Origin of the sequence: Bacillus cereus group sp. BceL291 (assembly GCF_051776705.1) — a bacterium.
Lineage (GTDB): Bacteria > Bacillota > Bacilli > Bacillales > Bacillaceae_G > Bacillus_A > Bacillus_A cereus.
Map to the genome: position 1 here is coordinate 1 of NZ_JBPWAP010000092.1, position 15,016 is coordinate 15,016.

Consider the following 15,016-nt stretch of genomic DNA (forward strand, 5'->3'; position numbering starts at 1 on the left):
AATGATTGTCCTTTTCTTGCCATAAAAAAATCCCCTCCAGATAAAACAGTATTGAGTCCATCATATCAGATGGACTCTTTTTTTACTGTCTACCTATAGGGGATAATACCACATTCGGCATCTTTTTTTGTCGTTAAATAGCTACTGGGCAAATTCATTATTATTGTCTACAATGAGAAAGTGCAGTATAGAAATATTAGAAACTGTATAAAACGATTGTTAATAGGTTTTTTAGTTTAAATTCGTCACATAGAAAGGAAGCAATATGGAGGAACTACAACAAAATAAAACTGCTTTAGAAGGAAGCGGAAAACCGTTATTAAAAAATACGAATTTCCTTTTTCTTTGGGCAGCTACTCTTTTTTCAAGCTTTGCTTTAGCCTTTTTTACTTTTTCACAAACGTGGTACATAGCAAAAACATTAAACCTTGAAGCTTCACTCGGTGTTGTTTTCGTAGCCCTTAGTGTTCCAAGGCTTATTTTTATGATTGTCGGCGGCGCTGTAGCTGATAAATTCCCGAAAAAAAACATTATGTTTTACTCCAATATCATTCGAGCGATTCTTGTCGCAACCATTCTCACATGGTTCATTGTCGGTGATGTAACACTATATACATTTGCTTTATTCGCTTTATTCTTTGGACTTGCTGATGCTTTCTTCTGGTCAGCGGATGGATCTATCTTACCGGAATTGGTAGAAAAAAGCCGGTTAACACAAGCAAATTCACTTACACAAATGACGAACCAAGCATCGGTCATCTTAGGCCCTGTACTTGGTGGTATTCTCATTAAATTTACGAACTATGAGACAATCTTTTCCATTACGATTTTATTACTGATTGTCGCTGCCATACTCGTTCAAAAAATACAATTTACGATGCCAGAACAAAAAGATACAGATAAAGGTATGTTCACTTCCATTAAAGAAGGAATCTTATATGTAAAGGAATCGCCATTCCTTTCAACTTTCCTTATTTGTAGCGCTTTTTTAAACTTATTTTTAATCGGCCCGATGCAAGTTGGTTTCCCTCTTTTTGTTAAAAACGTTCTGCATGGTGATTCGCTCCAGTTTAGTTACTTAGAAGCATCTGTAGGCGGCGGAATGGCAATCGGTGCTATCATTGTAGGTTTAAAAAATATTAATCGTAGACGCGGTCTATTTTGTATTATCATGATGCTATTGTCTGGTGTATTCTTCTTAGCCATCAACTTTAGCACCGTACTTTGGCAAGCACTATTAGCCGGCATGTTTTATGGTATTACAATCGCAATGGCGATTGTACCGCTTATGGCAATGATTCAATCGACAGTAAAAGAAGAAATGATGGGACGCGTAATGAGTTTACTTATGCTATCATCAATGGGCTTTATCCCGCTCTCTTATGCATTCACATCACTTGCACTTGCAATGGGAATTCCAATCGTAACCGTTATGAAAAGTGGTGCAATAGCTGTTATCGTCTTCGTACTATTTGTAGCGATTCGTGTTCCAGTTGTAAGGAAGTTCGATTAGCCACTTAGAGTCATGTATTATACGCATGGCTCTTTTTTGAATGGATCAAATAGTGATATTCCCTTACTTCTCCTTAATGCTGCTCCCCATTCTAATCCAACCTCTAAAAATAAATCTCGCACTGTACTGTATAAAAGTGCCCCAATGTCTTTACGAATTTCCCCATATTTATATGCTCTTACAACACTTTTCACGCGCCAAATTAAATTTCCATACACTTCTTCGTCAGCTAATATTTGCTCTAGTAAAACACCTTGTTCTAGTAACCCACTCTTTTTATACGCAAGCTCGACCTTACTCCAAAATATATTAATTTTCTTCGGATTACTCGTCATCGGCACCAGTGCGTATATAAAAGGCTTCGGTATATCATGACGGCAATACGTCTCATCAAGCTCATACGTTCCTTTTCTTTTCTCTTTTATTTGTGAAATGTTTTTAGAAAGAATTGTTTTCCCAGCAATTTTTTGCTCATTTTTACTACAGCCAGTTGCATTATCCTCAGTTTTACAAGCGGACATTTTCATACGGTCATCCATGCGGTCAATCGCAGATGTAAGAAATACATATAAGTTCGCACTATACCCGCCGCGTTTATGCCTTTCTTTTGTTGCAACACGCTTTATAATTCCTAGTTCCTCTAACTTTGCAATTGAACGGCGTACTGTACGAATACTCTTTCCAACATTCGTCGCAATCGTCCCCATTAATGGACAAGCAACCCCTACTGTTTTTTGTTTCTCATTCACCGCATATTTTCCTAAAAAATGAATAATGATAGAATCAGTTTTATTCAATTGAAATCGGTAGCACTTCAAAACTTGTTTTTGATATGTATTAAACTCTTCTTTACTTCGAAATTCACTATATGGTTTCATTAAATTATATAAGCTTCCCATTTATATCACCTCATTTATAAGTAAGAGGCAGGAAGCGAAATTGGCGTGATAGTTAATATTTTTTAATGGAGATGAAAATATGATCGTAATTAGCGCTTGTTTAGGTGGGATTGCTTGCCGTTATGACGGGAATGACAATCTTGTTTCAAAAATAGAGGAGCTTCTGCAAAAAGAAGATACAGTCCTCATTTGCCCTGAAGTATTAGGAGGACTACCAACACCTCGTCCTTCCGCTGAAATTATTGGCGGGAATGGCGACGACGTTTTAGACGGAAAAGCGAAAGTGATAACAAAAAATGGTGAAGATGTCACAGCAGCTTTCGTAAATGGTGCTTATAAAGCATTAGAACAAATTAAAGATTTACACCCAGAATATATTATTTTAAAAGAACGCAGCCCATCTTGTGGTAGTTCTACGATTTACACTGGAGAATTTAACGGTAATAAGCAAACTGGTTTCGGAGTGACAACTGCTTTATTTAAAAGACACGGATTTAAAGTCATTTCAGAAGAAGAATTTGAAAACAAAAAAAGGAATTGACCCTGTTCGTCAATTCCTTTTTATCTGTCTTATTTCACACTTAGTTTTTCTTTCACTTTCGCTGGAAGCTCGTCTTTTTTCACTTCTTCCCAAGCTGTTACACCTTTTTTATCTGAGTGGTATACGCGTAGGAATGCTTCTTTACGAAGATTTTTAATAGCTGTAAATTCTAACTCTTTTTCTTTACCTTCTTTATCAAATGCAGGTAACTTATACTCAAATGATTTATGCACCTGACCGCCATCAGCTTTTTCATTCTTCTCAATTCCATCAGTCGTAATTTGAACGTAGTACTCATCTTTACCCATACGGTTTAAATCACAACCAACTAACAAACTTGCAAATACAACTAAAATACTAAATAGTGCAATGTATCTTTTCATTTCCTTCACCTCATATGTTTTTTCTTATATTCTTATCTTAAAGCCCGGAGCTTAAAGAAGAAATTCAAAAACATGACATGAACATTACACTTTTGTAAGATAATAATTATTTCTTCACTTTAGAAATTGTCATTCCATTAAGCTTCTGTATAACGTTTTTGTTTCTCACGCTCATCAGCTACACTACCGCCAATAACGTCTTTCACGCCAATTTCGCCACTTATCACGTAATTTCCTTATACCGTTTATTACGCCTTCTATTATGCCCTCAATTATAATCTCTATTACAAGATATCTCACTAAACTAATAATAGGTTTAATTACGTATCTCCCTATAAATTCAAGAATATCCTCCATCATATTTTCCTCCTTCTTTTAAAAGGAAGCTGCTACTCCTCCGCGTCCAGTTACAATTTCTGCCCTACTGCGGTATATATCAACAAAGATAATACGACAACAACATCCACGATAACGCTATTGAATTTGGAAGAAACTTCGGTAAATACTAATACTGTAGTTAACATGGCTAAGAGAATTATTTTTTCACCTATATTCGGAGATGCTCCCAAAAACTTTATAAAATCAAAGACAACTTTACTACAATTCTTCCCGTAACTAATTTATTATCGTGGTAAACCTTCTTCCACTACATCCGTAACAGTTCCATTCGGTTCAAAGATTACACGTAATGATCCTTCTCCACCATAACCAGTATAGTCATATACTGAATAAGATTTATATTTCTCAATCACATGTGGCTGTCCAATTGCAGCTTTTACCTGATTCGCGGGCATACCTTTTTTGATTTTCAAATAATGATTGTAACTTACTGCTGCCGAATTGTTATTTACATCTTTATACCACGGTACACGATCGTTTTTTTCTTCATATTCCTTTACAGGCTCTTCACTACGTTTCGTAAATACCTGATTCTCTTTATCTGTATCTTTATCTTCATCCTTTATAGCAGTACGTTCAATATTTACAACGTAACCATATGTATTTAATTCAACCATAATTTCATATGTACCATCCGTATCTTTTTCAGTATAAAATACGCGTTTTTCATGGTTATTATAATGTTTTATGTTCTCACCACCATAGTCAATCGTATTAAGAATATCCGTATACGTCATACCTTCCTCAATCTTTTGAGATTCATCATGAGAAATATAACGCTTTTGTGATGATGGTGCATCCTCATTTTTAATACTTTCACGTTTGCTCGTAGTCATAGGTGTTTTCTTCTGATTTTTTAGTACTTCACCTTCCGCCTTCGCTGGTTGCTTTGCTCCTGCTTTTGTTAATACGTCTGTATCGCTAGAACAAGCTCCCAAAATCGATACTGTAGTCAACGCCATCCCTACTATAAGTACTCTCTTAAATGACTTCACTCTAATCCCCCCCGTGTTTTTTACATCTAATAATCAACGTATTTTAATTAATACGGAACTATTCAGTTCTATACAATTTGCTATAGCCTTCTCGCTCATGCACCTTTTTTGTATAAAGTGAAACTTTAATCAGCCCTCGCCAATCATCTTCGTTACAAATATTAACATTAAATATAACTAATAAATAGTATATTTTTGCTAATCATTTACATTTTTTCTACATAATCTTATCTTAAAATGAACAATATGAATCTCGAATTCACAGCATTAATCATATATACCATATATAATAATATTTAAATTAAGATCTAAAGTAACTTTACATACATTTCCTGTTTTAACGCAAAAAGAAAAGACCTTTCTAACGATTTTATTCTATCGCTAAAAAGGTCTTTCTCTATTTCTGCTAAAAACTTAGCACTCTTCTGGCTTACCAGCATTCGATGCTGTACGGAAAGATGATCCACATCCGCATGATGCGATTGCGTTTGGATTGTCGATTGTGAATCCGCCGCCAAGCATAGATTGTTTATAGTCAATTTTTACTCCTTTAACAATTGGAGCACTTTCTGTATCGATAACAAATTCAACACCGAAAAACTCAAGCACTGTGTCGTCTTCTTTTGGTTCTACTTCAAATCCTAAGCCGTAAGAAAGACCGCTACATCCGCCGCCGTGTACAGCAAGGCGCACATACTTCTCTCCATCTTCAGCATCTTTTAACATATCTTTAATTTGAAAAGCTGCTTGTTCTGTTACTTCAATCATGAAATACACCTTCCTTTCTGTTCTTAGTCCATTATACATCTTTACGCTTCTATCTTGTACTCATACACTCCGCGGCAAATTACTTCCGCAGGTCCTTTCATCAACACGTTTCCTTCTTCAGTCCACGCAATCATTAAATCGCCGCCAGCTAAATGGACTGTAATTTCCTTACCACGTTCCATCTTTCCATTTAAAATAGCAGCTACAACTGCAGCGCACGCTCCTGTTCCGCAAGCTTGCGTTACACCAGATCCACGTTCCCAAACGCGGAAGTTCATCTCGTCATTATTCAAAATTTCGATAAACTCAACATTTACTCGCTCTGGGAACATTTCATGTGTCTCGAGAACTGGTCCAAGTGTTGTAAGAGGTGCTTTTTCTACATCATCAACAAAAATAACCGCATGCGGATTTCCCATTGAAACAGCTGTAAATGCATAACGATGATTATTGTATAAGAAGTTTTCACGAATAAATGGTGTTTCACCTTCACCAAGCATCGGTATTTCTGCACGTGTTAGACGAGGTGCTCCCATATCGATTTTTGCTAATGTCACGACACCATCTGCTACTGTTACTTCAGCCGTTACAATACCAGCTAACGTTTCAATTGTGAAAACTGTTTCTTCTACTAGTTTATGCTCATACGCATATTTCGCTACGCAGCGTAAACCGTTACCACAGCTCTTTCCTTCAGAACCATCATTATTAAACATACGCATCTTCACCGGAGCTACGTCTGAAGGGCAAATTAAAATCATCCCGTCTGCTCCAATACCAGTATTAATATTTGAAACCTTTTCGGCCACAAGGGCTAAATCTTCTTCAGGAATTTGCTCTTCAAACATATTTACATATATATAACTATTGCCAAGACCATGCATTTTTGTAAAAGAAAATTGGCTCATTTATATTCACTCCAAAAATAATTTGTTATGTTAAGTATAAAATGCATGCTTTTAGAACACAATATGAATGTCCCCCGTTTCTCATATTTGACAACGTTTGGCAATGAGCCACTCTTACACAATTTGTGTAAGAAAAAAGCCCTTCTAAAAAGGGCCTTTTTTTATTTATCCTACTATTTTCGATTGGGGAAGACTAATACTCAGTATTAGTCTTCCCCACGAAATAAAGTTTTATCTAATGAAAAAGGTGCTGCTAATTCGCAACACCTTAAAACATTGGATTTTCATCCAAATACTCATATACATTATTAACAAGCTCTTCTACTGTTGCACCTTGTACAACTTCACCATTTACAAGTGCAAATGGTCCTTCAAAACAAATGCCACAATATCCTAAACAACCATACTCCATTACATCTAAATTCGGATCTTTTTCTAATTTTTCTAGAGCTGCTTGTGAACCACTTGCAAGGTTACCTACACAAAATTCAATTAATGGTTTAATCAAAATTCTCCCCCCTGTACTACAAAACAAATTACCTTTTCACTTTATCTATAAGAAGAAAACTAAGCTGTTTCTTGTTGTTTTCGTTACACAGTCTAAACTATTTAGTTACTTCATTACTTCACTTCAAAGTAGATGATTTCTTCTATATAACATGCTACTTACAATGAAAGAGTAACTTAAAAAGAAAAACAGTTTACTTTTCTTCTTATTGTACAACAGAGTATTCATTCATGCATTGTTATTTGTTCACAAATTCGATATAATTTGATTGAGTAAAGTCAAAATATTTTATTAATATAAAATTTTATGATTAGGGGATATTTCAACAGAAAAGGGGTAATCCATCATGAAACACCTCGTAATACTAGGTGGCGGCTACGGTGGAATGAGAATTCTGCAAAGGCTACTTCCAAGCAACCAACTTCCAGATGATGTACAAGTGACATTAATCGACAAAGTACCATATCATTGCTTCAAAACTGAATATTATGCATTAGTTGCGGGTACTATTTCAGAAACGCATATTCGTATACCGTTTCCTGAACACCCACGCCTCAATATTCAATACGGCACAGTAACAAATATTGACCTCGAAGAAAAAGCTGTTCATCTTGATGGCGGCGAAGCGATCCAATATGATGATTTAATTATCGGACTTGGCTGTGAAGATAAATATCATAACGTTCCTGGAGCTAGAGAATATACACATAGTCTACAATCAATTGAACAAACACGTAAGACATATGAACAATTAAATAGTCTAGAACCAAATGCAACAGTAGCTGTCGTTGGTGCTGGCTTAAGTGGCGTTGAAGTAGCAAGTGAACTTCGTGAAAGCCGTTCTGATTTAAAAATCTATTTATTTGATCGAAAAGATAGAATTTTATTCCCATATCCAGAGAAATTAAGTAGATACGTAGAAGAATGGTTTGTAAAGCATAAAGTTAACATTATACGAAACTCTAACATTACAAAAGTAGAACCAAATATTGTGTACAACCACGATGAACCACTTGAATGTGATGCAATCGTCTGGACAGCTGGTATTCAAGCAAATGAAGTTGTTCGAAACCTTCCAGTTGAACAAGATGGTAGCGGACGGGTTGTCTTAACTAAATATCATAATATTCCAAATAACGATCATGTTTACGTTGTAGGAGATTGCGCAGCACTTCCACATGCACCATCTGCCCAACTGGCTGAAGGTCAAGGAGAACAAATTGTCCAAATATTATTAAAACGTTGGAATAATGAACCACTCCCGGATGAACTACCTGTTATTAAATTAAAAGGTGTTCTAGGATCTCTTGGTAAGAAGCACGGCTTTGGTCTACTAGCAAACCAACCATTAATGGGACGTGTACCGAGATTATTAAAATCTGGTCTTCTTTGGATGTACAAATATCATAAAGGTTAATACTTTACAGGCTGTCTATGATGTAGGTAGCCTCTTTACATCAGTTTTTAAAAATTATCAGACACATCTTTCTCAATATTTATAATGATTTATTTTTCATTTTTATATTAAAAAATATTGATAAACATTGTATGCTATTTGTAAGTTGTTTTATTCTTTCCTTTAAGACCGAATTCATTCGGTCTTATTTTTTATGTGATAAATACTTTTGTAGGAGGCATTACATTCCACTTATGAACTTATCGAAACTAAACAATCGAATAGAAGCGAAAAAGAAAGAGTTGATCTATCTCGTTGAACGATACGGATTCACTCATGATAAAGTGATTTCTTTCAGCCAAGAATTAGATCGTTTACTTAACTTATTAATAAAACTCAAGACGAAGAAAAAACGTTGTTCGTTATAACCATTTTTCCCTCTTTTTTTGATACGATATAACTAGAATCAGAAAGGAGCGATTTATGTTTATATTAAAAGACGTTATATATAAAGATATACTACACATTCCTTATTTACAGATTCAAAAAGAAAAGATTACTTGTATTATCGGTGAAAGCGGAAGCGGAAAAAGCACATTACTTCGCATGTTAAACGATTTACAATCCCCAACATCCGGTACAATTGAATATAACGGAAAGTTAATTTCTGATTATTACCCTATTCAATTACGTCGTGACGTAGTTATGCTTGGGCAAACTCCACCTATTTTTGATGGAACCGTTAAAGACAACCTATTAATGGGACTTCGTCTTTCTGAAAAACCATTTCCAAATGATGATGCCCTGCGGAGTGCATTACAAACCGTTAGCTTAGACAAGCAATTAGAAGATAGCACCTCCTCATTATCCGGCGGTGAAAAACAAAGACTTGCCTTTGCACGTATCGTACTTATGGATCCGCCTGTCTATTTATTAGATGAACCCACTTCAGCATTAGACAGTGATACAGAACGCCGCGTTATGAAACAATTTACTGAACTAGCACGAAAAAAGAAAAAAACAGTTATCTTCATCACACACTCGCAACAACTTCCAGAAGAAATTGCAGATGATATTATTGAAATTAGCAAAACAAAGGGTGCAACTAGAAAGGAAGTGCTCTCAGTTGAAGGGCGTTATTGAACTCCAAATTTGGCAACTTGCAGCTGCCTATATTTTCATTCTTATTTTAATTGGACTTGTAAAATTAAAAGGAATACCTCGCGAAAAACAAATCGCGCTCGCAACATTCCGTATGACCATTCAGCTCGTACTTGTTGCATATGTCCTTACATACGTATTTGAAAACAGTAATCCATTTTATACAATCGCTCTCATCACTTCTATTACTACCTTTGCAATTTTTAATATTTATAAACGAGTTAACATCCCAATGTCTAAAGAATTAAAACGAGTAGCCGCCCTTTCCATGGTCGCCGGATCAATTGGGCCACTTCTACTATTTATCTTTGTTATTATCGGTCATGACCCTTGGTATGCTCCGCAATATATCGTCCCTATTACAGGAATGTTAGTTGGGAATGCCATGACTGGTGTTTCTCTTGGTGCAAATACGTTCTTAAATAATATGAAATCGCAAAGAGGTCAAATTGAAGGTGCACTTATGCTCGGCGCAACACCGAAAGAAGCTGCTGCTCCGCTCATTCGAGACGCTTTTGACTCTGCTATTTTACCAACAATTAATTCTATGGTCGGAATGGGAATTATAAGCTTACCAGGCATGATGACTGGTCAAATATTATCCGGTGTATCACCATTCACAGCCATTCAATATCAAATCGCCATCATACTCGGTATTTCTGGAAGTACTGCCTTTGCTGTCATTATTTTTTTACAGCTTGGATATAAAACGTTCTTTAATAAGCGATGTCAGTTGAAAGAGGTTGACTATGATGCGAGGTAAATAGTAACTTTCGCTCAGTAAATGCTGCATCGTTCTCGGTGAGTGAAATTATATTAACGATTTTTTCAATATATCTATCATAACTTGCAATATATCAACGATTTTTCAAATATATCTATCATAACTCAGAATATATCAACGATTTTGTACGAAATATCGATTTACCGACAAAAAGTGACATAATAAAAAGAGGAGGCTATTCGCCTCCTCTTCTATTTACTTATGCCTTCTTAACGAACTGTGATTTTAACTTCATAGCTCCGAAACCGTCGATTTTGCAATCGATATCGTGATCGCCATCAACTAGACGGATACTCTTTACTTTCGTACCGATCTTCACAACTGAAGAAGTTCCTTTTACTTTTAAATCTTTAATAACAGTAACAGCATCGCCATCTTGAAGAACGTTTCCGTTCGCATCTTTTACAACTTTTGCACCATCATTGTTTTCAGCTTCTGCTTCTTGGCCCCACTCATGAGCACATTCTGGACATACGAAAAGAACGCCATCCTCATACGTATATTCTGAATTACATTTTGGACAATTTGGTAAAGTAGCCATAAATTCATTTCCTCCGTTCATTATTTATACGTAAAAATCAAAATTGATGTTTACATCTCGATAAATAAAATTTGTATAGCATTTCTTTATAGTGCCATAGTCTCACGTTATTGACAACCCTACCTCAAATTCTCATTTTTTATTGTATTTTACAAAATTTCAATTTGTATGCCGTTTTTCTATTTGCTCTTCTACTAATTTTAAAAATCTTCGTTGTGCATTTTTATTTTTTACGAGCAATCGAACTCTTAGCTTACTTTGTAAATATGAGCGAACTTTGTAGTTCGTAATAAATAACTTTCGATACTTCTCGTCTTCATATATCATTCGAAACCATTCATACTGCTGCAAGTAACGTATGTTAACATCAATCTTTTTCGTGTGTAAACCCGTACTTAAACTAATAGATCCTATTAGAGCTTCTATTAATGCTGAAATCATTTCTCTCCCCCTAATAAACAAAAGAAGAACCTTCACAAGATTCTTCTTTTCAAAATGAACGAGTTCTCTCTAGAAACCCAAATTATTTTCTTCAATGTAAATTTGATATTCTTCCACTTCTTCTTCACTTAACTTCTTATTATTTTCATATACCTCTTGCCACTCGAAATAATCTTCATCGAAATAAACAGCAAATTTAATTTTCACGTTTTTCTTCTCTGTATAATCATAACCAGTAAACTCTACTACGTCATAATCTTTTTCTTTCTTAACAAACTTCCAAGTTGGATTATCAGTCATAATCTCTAAAGTAACCCCTTCACCACTTGAACGAACAACGTTTTTAATATTCGGTTCAGTTGGTAAAAAGGACAGCCCGAGCGCAGCTAACCCAAACACAATCCCGACTATAACCTGTAAACCAATCATACCAGCAATACTTACGCCACCCTTTGATTGTAAGAAATACGCCTTCTCATGATCAGACGAATCTTCTCCCTTACGAAAAACACGAACAGCATGCTTGTAATATAAACGGTTTCCTTGCCATCCAGTAAATATCATCATTCCTAATTGAAGAGCTAAATTAAATGTTACATAAATACCATCTGGAATATCTATAAAAGGGGGTATAACTATACTAGGTATAGCCAATAACGCAAATATAATAAATAACTTATACATTTTTCGATAAGCTAACCAAAAAGTTGGGAAGAAAAAGGCTACCCAATTCCATGTATTCCCTTGCGCTGGATTTTCTACTTTCCCCCACTTAAAGTCATAATAAGCTGTATTCTTTTGAACAACTTTATGTAATTCTTGTGGAGAAATCGTTTCTTTTAAAACAGTGTCCTTCACGTACATCATCCTTTTCTTATTTCTATATACATTTATTGTATATGCACAAAATGAAGGAATCTAACAAAAAGTACACATATTTCATAAAAATGAACGGAAATCGAATATATTCCGACAATTATCCGTTTCTTATTTCATTTTACTTTTAAATATATTAAAATAATCATGTATCATATATTTAATACACTAAGTTAATTATTTTATATATTCACTAAAAAGGATGCATCAAAATCATTTTTATACATCTTTTTTAGTGAATATATACTACTATTTTAAAACAAACATCTCGACTTAAAAGAGCTCACAAATTAGCCTTCTACTATTTCAAACATATTTCCACTTACACAACTCATGAATAGTTCATTATTAACTTCCTCTGCATAATGTTTCACATGAAACTATCAACATTCCGGGTTACCTTTCTACTATTTTCGACTGGTTTCAAACGTGGACATCTTATGAAAATTTAGTGGAAATAAATATACATTCCATTACTCCGGTACTAGCTGTCGTTCCAATATTAGAAGAAAAAGCGTTTCTACTTCTTACTTGTTTTTCTTTCTACAAATTAAAACAGTACGAACAAGCTAATCGCTACTTACAGCAATATTTACATTGCACCGTGCATCTGAATACTAAGGAAAAAGAGCCCATATTCTTTCACGAAGTTGATATGTATATGAAAAAACTAGTAGAAAGCGCAATGTAATTTCACATTGTGCTTTCTACTAGTGCTTTATATTCTTCTTGTAACTTTTTAAATCAGAAATATTTTATCCCCCCTACAACTCCCAAGTAATATTCATTTCTTCAAATGACTCCTTACTAACTTCCAATCCTTCGCTATCTTCCGTTCCAATCATTGCTACTTCTTCTTTAGACAACTTAATTTCCTCATTTGGCCTTTGGATTTTTTTCTCATACACGAGTTGTAAAAGCTCTATTTGTTCCTCTGTCAGTTCATACTCTTCTTCCAGTCTTTCCATTGCTGATTCTGTATCAAGTAATGGAATTTCTAATAAGAATCCACCGTGCTCTTCCATCTCTTCAAATGAATCAATTGAATACGCACCACTATCCTCAATCCAAAATGCAGTTGTAATAAAAGGAACTGTTTCGCCTTCTACTTCTTCTAATACGTATTGAAGTGCTTCTTCTTTCGCAATATCTATTACTTCCGAAGGTGCCCCTTCAAAATAACTTTTCGCATCAATCCACTCATCCATTCTCTCACTATTCACATCTTGAAGACATACAATCGTGTAATTCGGATGAAACGTAATTGCCCCTTGTCCGCCTTGGCTATCTTGCATACTATAGTTAAATCCATCCCATGAACTTTCATGTGAGAAATCTGGACAATGCGCTACATTAATTGCATGGGCAATCGAATTTAAAACGCATCCTTTCCATAATTGTTCTCTATCTATATGTAATTTATATTTACTCATCATCTTCCCCCATGCACATATTTTTTTCTATTATTTTTCCTCTACACAATACTTGTAAATACTTTTCTATCTACTACAAAATAAAAAAGACAATACCCCCCACTGTATTGTCCATTTTCTTCCCTACCATTTCTCTCTACACATCTCAATTAAATGCAGTAAGTACCTCTTCGTCATATCTGCCCTTCTCCACCTTGAGATCATTCGCTTTTCTTTTGGGTTCTGCCGTATTCTAGCTACTTCTTTTAATAAAAGCTCCCATTCTTCCGCTGAACGTTCTGACAAGTATTGCAAGCCTCTATCTTTTGAAACGATTGTTTTATGATCTAGTGTATATAAAATACGTCCCATCGTAACGACAGCTGATTCTACCCACCCTTCTATAAAAAATAAATATGGCTTCTTCGCCTTTTCACTCCAGTACTGTTCTACGTTATATTTCATCGTATTTACTACATCATTCCATTGTATTTGTAGCGGAAGATCTTCTGCTTCTTTTCCGGTAACTGTAATGCCTTGATTTTTCAACGTCCACCATGTGACCGCATTAATGTCCCAATGACCAACATTAGCTTTACCATCTGCACAATACACGTACTCGTTCATTTCATCATTGTATTTCCCTAAGTCAGCAAGCGGAATATACATACCGTCCATTCTTTTACCTAGCATATTATCACTAAGTTTCTTATGTAGTTCCACAAGCTGCTGTTTTTCAGCTCCATTCACGGAATCATTTATCACTGTAACAAAATCAACATCGCTCGTTTCCTTATGAAATGCACCTAGTGCGATGGATCCGTAAATATATACCCCGACTATTTTTTCATCCAAAAAAATTTCTTTTAATTCTACTGTGTACCGCTCCATTAACTGCTCTACTTCCGTTGGTAACGCATGCTTCACTCCATTTTTCATATCTATCCCTCCAATAAAAAAAGCCTTTGCAAATTCGCAAAGACTTCTTGTTTTATAAATATTTCTCGATTTCTTCGTAAACATCCTTCAAACGAGGATTTCCTTCTCCAACAATTTCTCCATTTACAAGAACGACCGGATAAAATAAATCTTCTTCCACTACGCGCTCTGCGAATGCTTTTTTATCCGCATCTTCTTGTTCTTCTTGGAAATCAATATACTCGAAATTAAATTTATTTTCTTGTCCTTCATATTTACGACCAATTGCCGCTTGTAACCACTCAAACGTTTCTGTTGAAGATGGCATTCCAACGCAGCTCGCACAAATTACTTTCGTCCCATACACTTGAACATTAACCATTTCTTCTCCCCCACTTCTTGTCCCAACAGTATATTCAGATGTCTTATTACATAAGCACATCATTTTACAAACTTATTCCATACCCCATGCCTATCCACTTAAGAATGGAAACACAATGAACTTTCGTTCATATAACCAAAAAACTCTCGAAATATTTGGTATCTTTAAAAATGGGCATACCAAATAAACCT

The 15,016-nt window shown here is 35.2% G+C and carries 18 protein-coding genes and 2 pseudogenes; 7 read left to right on the forward strand and 13 right to left on the reverse strand.

The features are described from left to right. Positions 1 to 265 precede the first annotated feature (265 nt). The gene (locus ACS2CR_RS29975; RefSeq protein ID WP_000391942.1) at positions 266 to 1,513 is read left to right on the forward strand and encodes an MFS transporter; all 1,248 of its coding nucleotides are present in this window, start codon (positions 266 to 268) and stop codon (positions 1,511 to 1,513) included. A gap of 17 nt (positions 1,514 to 1,530) precedes the next feature. Here the strand turns inward: ACS2CR_RS29975 and ACS2CR_RS29980 are convergent, their stop codons facing one another. Then, the gene (locus ACS2CR_RS29980) at positions 1,531 to 2,412 is read right to left on the reverse strand and encodes a helix-turn-helix domain-containing protein (protein WP_053514379.1); all 882 of its coding nucleotides are present in this window, start codon (positions 2,410 to 2,412) and stop codon (positions 1,531 to 1,533) included. A 79-nt stretch (positions 2,413 to 2,491) separates the two neighbouring features. On the opposite strand from ACS2CR_RS29980, the gene ACS2CR_RS29985 reads away from it, so the two are divergent. Continuing rightward, complete coding sequence (locus ACS2CR_RS29985) at positions 2,492 to 2,953, forward strand: DUF523 domain-containing protein (RefSeq protein ID WP_000635484.1); 462 nt, start codon at positions 2,492 to 2,494, stop codon at positions 2,951 to 2,953. 29 nt (positions 2,954 to 2,982) lie between these two features. Here ACS2CR_RS29985 and ACS2CR_RS29990 read toward each other — a convergent pair whose 3' ends face one another. The 6 genes and pseudogenes from ACS2CR_RS29990 to ACS2CR_RS30015 all read right to left on the reverse strand — a co-directional run bounded on the left by ACS2CR_RS29990 (position 2,983) and on the right by ACS2CR_RS30015 (position 6,914). Next, a complete protein-coding gene (locus ACS2CR_RS29990; protein WP_000833142.1) occupies positions 2,983 to 3,336 on the reverse strand; it encodes a YxeA family protein in 354 nt (117 codons plus the stop codon). A gap of 143 nt (positions 3,337 to 3,479) precedes the next feature. Continuing rightward, a pseudogene (locus ACS2CR_RS29995) lies at positions 3,480 to 3,548 on the reverse strand (methyltransferase); the annotation flags it as partial. A 411-nt stretch (positions 3,549 to 3,959) separates the two neighbouring features. Beyond that, positions 3,960 to 4,730 (reverse strand): hypothetical protein, encoded by a 771-nt coding sequence (locus tag ACS2CR_RS30000; RefSeq protein WP_053514378.1) that lies wholly within the window; start codon positions 4,728 to 4,730, stop codon positions 3,960 to 3,962. A gap of 414 nt (positions 4,731 to 5,144) precedes the next feature. Then, entirely contained in the window at positions 5,145 to 5,498 is a 354-nt protein-coding gene (locus ACS2CR_RS30005; RefSeq protein ID WP_000573825.1) for a HesB/IscA family protein, read from the reverse strand. A 41-nt stretch (positions 5,499 to 5,539) separates the two neighbouring features. Next, positions 5,540 to 6,406, reverse strand: a complete 867-nt coding sequence (gene dapF, locus ACS2CR_RS30010) for a diaminopimelate epimerase (protein WP_053514377.1) — start codon at positions 6,404 to 6,406, stop codon at positions 5,540 to 5,542. Positions 6,407 to 6,674: 268 nt separating this feature from the next. After that, a complete protein-coding gene (locus ACS2CR_RS30015; protein ID WP_000595026.1) occupies positions 6,675 to 6,914 on the reverse strand; it encodes a YuzB family protein in 240 nt (79 codons plus the stop codon). Between the two features lie 346 nt (positions 6,915 to 7,260). On the opposite strand from ACS2CR_RS30015, the gene ACS2CR_RS30020 reads away from it, so the two are divergent. The 4 genes from ACS2CR_RS30020 (at position 7,261) to ACS2CR_RS30035 (ending at position 10,234) form a co-directional block, all read left to right on the forward strand. Further along, a complete protein-coding gene (locus ACS2CR_RS30020) occupies positions 7,261 to 8,331 on the forward strand; it encodes an NAD(P)/FAD-dependent oxidoreductase (protein ID WP_000682077.1) in 1,071 nt (356 codons plus the stop codon). A 233-nt stretch (positions 8,332 to 8,564) separates the two neighbouring features. Then, the gene (locus ACS2CR_RS30025) at positions 8,565 to 8,738 is read left to right on the forward strand and encodes an aspartyl-phosphate phosphatase Spo0E family protein (RefSeq protein WP_001054089.1); all 174 of its coding nucleotides are present in this window, start codon (positions 8,565 to 8,567) and stop codon (positions 8,736 to 8,738) included. 55 nt (positions 8,739 to 8,793) lie between these two features. Continuing rightward, positions 8,794 to 9,453 (forward strand): ABC transporter ATP-binding protein, encoded by a 660-nt coding sequence (locus ACS2CR_RS30030; protein ID WP_000470265.1) that lies wholly within the window; start codon positions 8,794 to 8,796, stop codon positions 9,451 to 9,453. After that, complete coding sequence (locus ACS2CR_RS30035) at positions 9,437 to 10,234, forward strand: ABC transporter permease (protein WP_000679260.1); 798 nt, start codon at positions 9,437 to 9,439, stop codon at positions 10,232 to 10,234. Before ACS2CR_RS30030 ends, ACS2CR_RS30035 begins: the two co-directional genes overlap by 17 nt. 220 nt (positions 10,235 to 10,454) lie before the next feature. On the opposite strand, the gene phnA is transcribed toward ACS2CR_RS30035, so the two are convergent. The 3 genes from phnA to ACS2CR_RS30050 all read right to left on the reverse strand — a co-directional run bounded on the left by phnA (position 10,455) and on the right by ACS2CR_RS30050 (position 12,104). Continuing rightward, positions 10,455 to 10,796 carry an alkylphosphonate utilization operon protein PhnA gene (phnA, locus tag ACS2CR_RS30040; RefSeq protein WP_000212737.1) on the reverse strand — a complete coding sequence of 114 codons (342 nt, stop codon included), beginning with the start codon at positions 10,794 to 10,796 and terminating at the stop codon, positions 10,455 to 10,457. A 159-nt stretch (positions 10,797 to 10,955) separates the two neighbouring features. Next, positions 10,956 to 11,237: a hypothetical protein gene (locus ACS2CR_RS30045; RefSeq protein ID WP_000622259.1), complete on the reverse strand. Its 282-nt coding sequence runs from the start codon at positions 11,235 to 11,237 to the stop codon at positions 10,956 to 10,958. A gap of 69 nt (positions 11,238 to 11,306) precedes the next feature. Continuing rightward, positions 11,307 to 12,104: a DUF2628 domain-containing protein gene (locus ACS2CR_RS30050; RefSeq protein WP_134995882.1), complete on the reverse strand. Its 798-nt coding sequence runs from the start codon at positions 12,102 to 12,104 to the stop codon at positions 11,307 to 11,309. A gap of 367 nt (positions 12,105 to 12,471) precedes the next feature. Between ACS2CR_RS30050 and ACS2CR_RS30055 the strand changes: the two are divergent. Then, positions 12,472 to 12,804, forward strand: a pseudogene (locus ACS2CR_RS30055) (DUF4304 domain-containing protein); the annotation flags it as partial. A 73-nt stretch (positions 12,805 to 12,877) separates the two neighbouring features. Here ACS2CR_RS30055 and ACS2CR_RS30060 read toward each other — a convergent pair. The 3 genes from ACS2CR_RS30060 to ACS2CR_RS30070 all read right to left on the reverse strand — a co-directional run bounded on the left by ACS2CR_RS30060 (position 12,878) and on the right by ACS2CR_RS30070 (position 14,825). Beyond that, complete coding sequence (locus ACS2CR_RS30060) at positions 12,878 to 13,546, reverse strand: hypothetical protein (protein ID WP_053514375.1); 669 nt, start codon at positions 13,544 to 13,546, stop codon at positions 12,878 to 12,880. 123 nt (positions 13,547 to 13,669) lie between these two features. Continuing rightward, complete coding sequence (locus ACS2CR_RS30065) at positions 13,670 to 14,464, reverse strand: nucleotidyltransferase domain-containing protein (protein ID WP_053514391.1); 795 nt, start codon at positions 14,462 to 14,464, stop codon at positions 13,670 to 13,672. 52 nt (positions 14,465 to 14,516) lie between these two features. Continuing rightward, on the reverse strand, positions 14,517 to 14,825 hold the full coding sequence (locus ACS2CR_RS30070) for a YuzD family protein (protein ID WP_000248588.1): 309 nt from the start codon (positions 14,823 to 14,825) through the stop codon (positions 14,517 to 14,519). Between the last annotated feature and the right edge of the window lie 191 nt (positions 14,826 to 15,016).

What these genes read in the sequence shown, in the direction of transcription:
- ACS2CR_RS30005 (WP_000573825.1), bottom strand. Translation starts at nt 5,498, where the DNA reads ATGATTGAAGTAACAGAACAAGCAGCTTTTCAAATTAAAGATATGTTA.
- ACS2CR_RS30020 (WP_000682077.1), top strand. Translation starts at nt 7,261, where the DNA reads ATGAAACACCTCGTAATACTAGGTGGCGGCTACGGTGGAATGAGAATT.
- ACS2CR_RS30050 (WP_134995882.1), bottom strand. Translation starts at nt 12,104, where the DNA reads ATGATGTACGTGAAGGACACTGTTTTAAAAGAAACGATTTCTCCACAA.
- ACS2CR_RS30070 (WP_000248588.1), bottom strand. Translation starts at nt 14,825, where the DNA reads ATGGTTAATGTTCAAGTGTATGGGACGAAAGTAATTTGTGCGAGCTGC.
- ACS2CR_RS29980 (WP_053514379.1), bottom strand. Translation starts at nt 2,412, where the DNA reads ATGGGAAGCTTATATAATTTAATGAAACCATATAGTGAATTTCGAAGT.
- phnA (WP_000212737.1), bottom strand. Translation starts at nt 10,796, where the DNA reads ATGGCTACTTTACCAAATTGTCCAAAATGTAATTCAGAATATACGTAT.
- ACS2CR_RS30060 (WP_053514375.1), bottom strand. Translation starts at nt 13,546, where the DNA reads ATGAGTAAATATAAATTACATATAGATAGAGAACAATTATGGAAAGGA.
- ACS2CR_RS30065 (WP_053514391.1), bottom strand. Translation starts at nt 14,464, where the DNA reads ATGAAAAATGGAGTGAAGCATGCGTTACCAACGGAAGTAGAGCAGTTA.
- dapF (WP_053514377.1), bottom strand. Translation starts at nt 6,406, where the DNA reads ATGAGCCAATTTTCTTTTACAAAAATGCATGGTCTTGGCAATAGTTAT.
- ACS2CR_RS30025 (WP_001054089.1), top strand. Translation starts at nt 8,565, where the DNA reads ATGAACTTATCGAAACTAAACAATCGAATAGAAGCGAAAAAGAAAGAG.
- ACS2CR_RS29990 (WP_000833142.1), bottom strand. Translation starts at nt 3,336, where the DNA reads ATGAAAAGATACATTGCACTATTTAGTATTTTAGTTGTATTTGCAAGT.
- ACS2CR_RS29975 (WP_000391942.1), top strand. Translation starts at nt 266, where the DNA reads ATGGAGGAACTACAACAAAATAAAACTGCTTTAGAAGGAAGCGGAAAA.
- ACS2CR_RS30030 (WP_000470265.1), top strand. Translation starts at nt 8,794, where the DNA reads ATGTTTATATTAAAAGACGTTATATATAAAGATATACTACACATTCCT.
- ACS2CR_RS30045 (WP_000622259.1), bottom strand. Translation starts at nt 11,237, where the DNA reads ATGATTTCAGCATTAATAGAAGCTCTAATAGGATCTATTAGTTTAAGT.
- ACS2CR_RS29985 (WP_000635484.1), top strand. Translation starts at nt 2,492, where the DNA reads ATGATCGTAATTAGCGCTTGTTTAGGTGGGATTGCTTGCCGTTATGAC.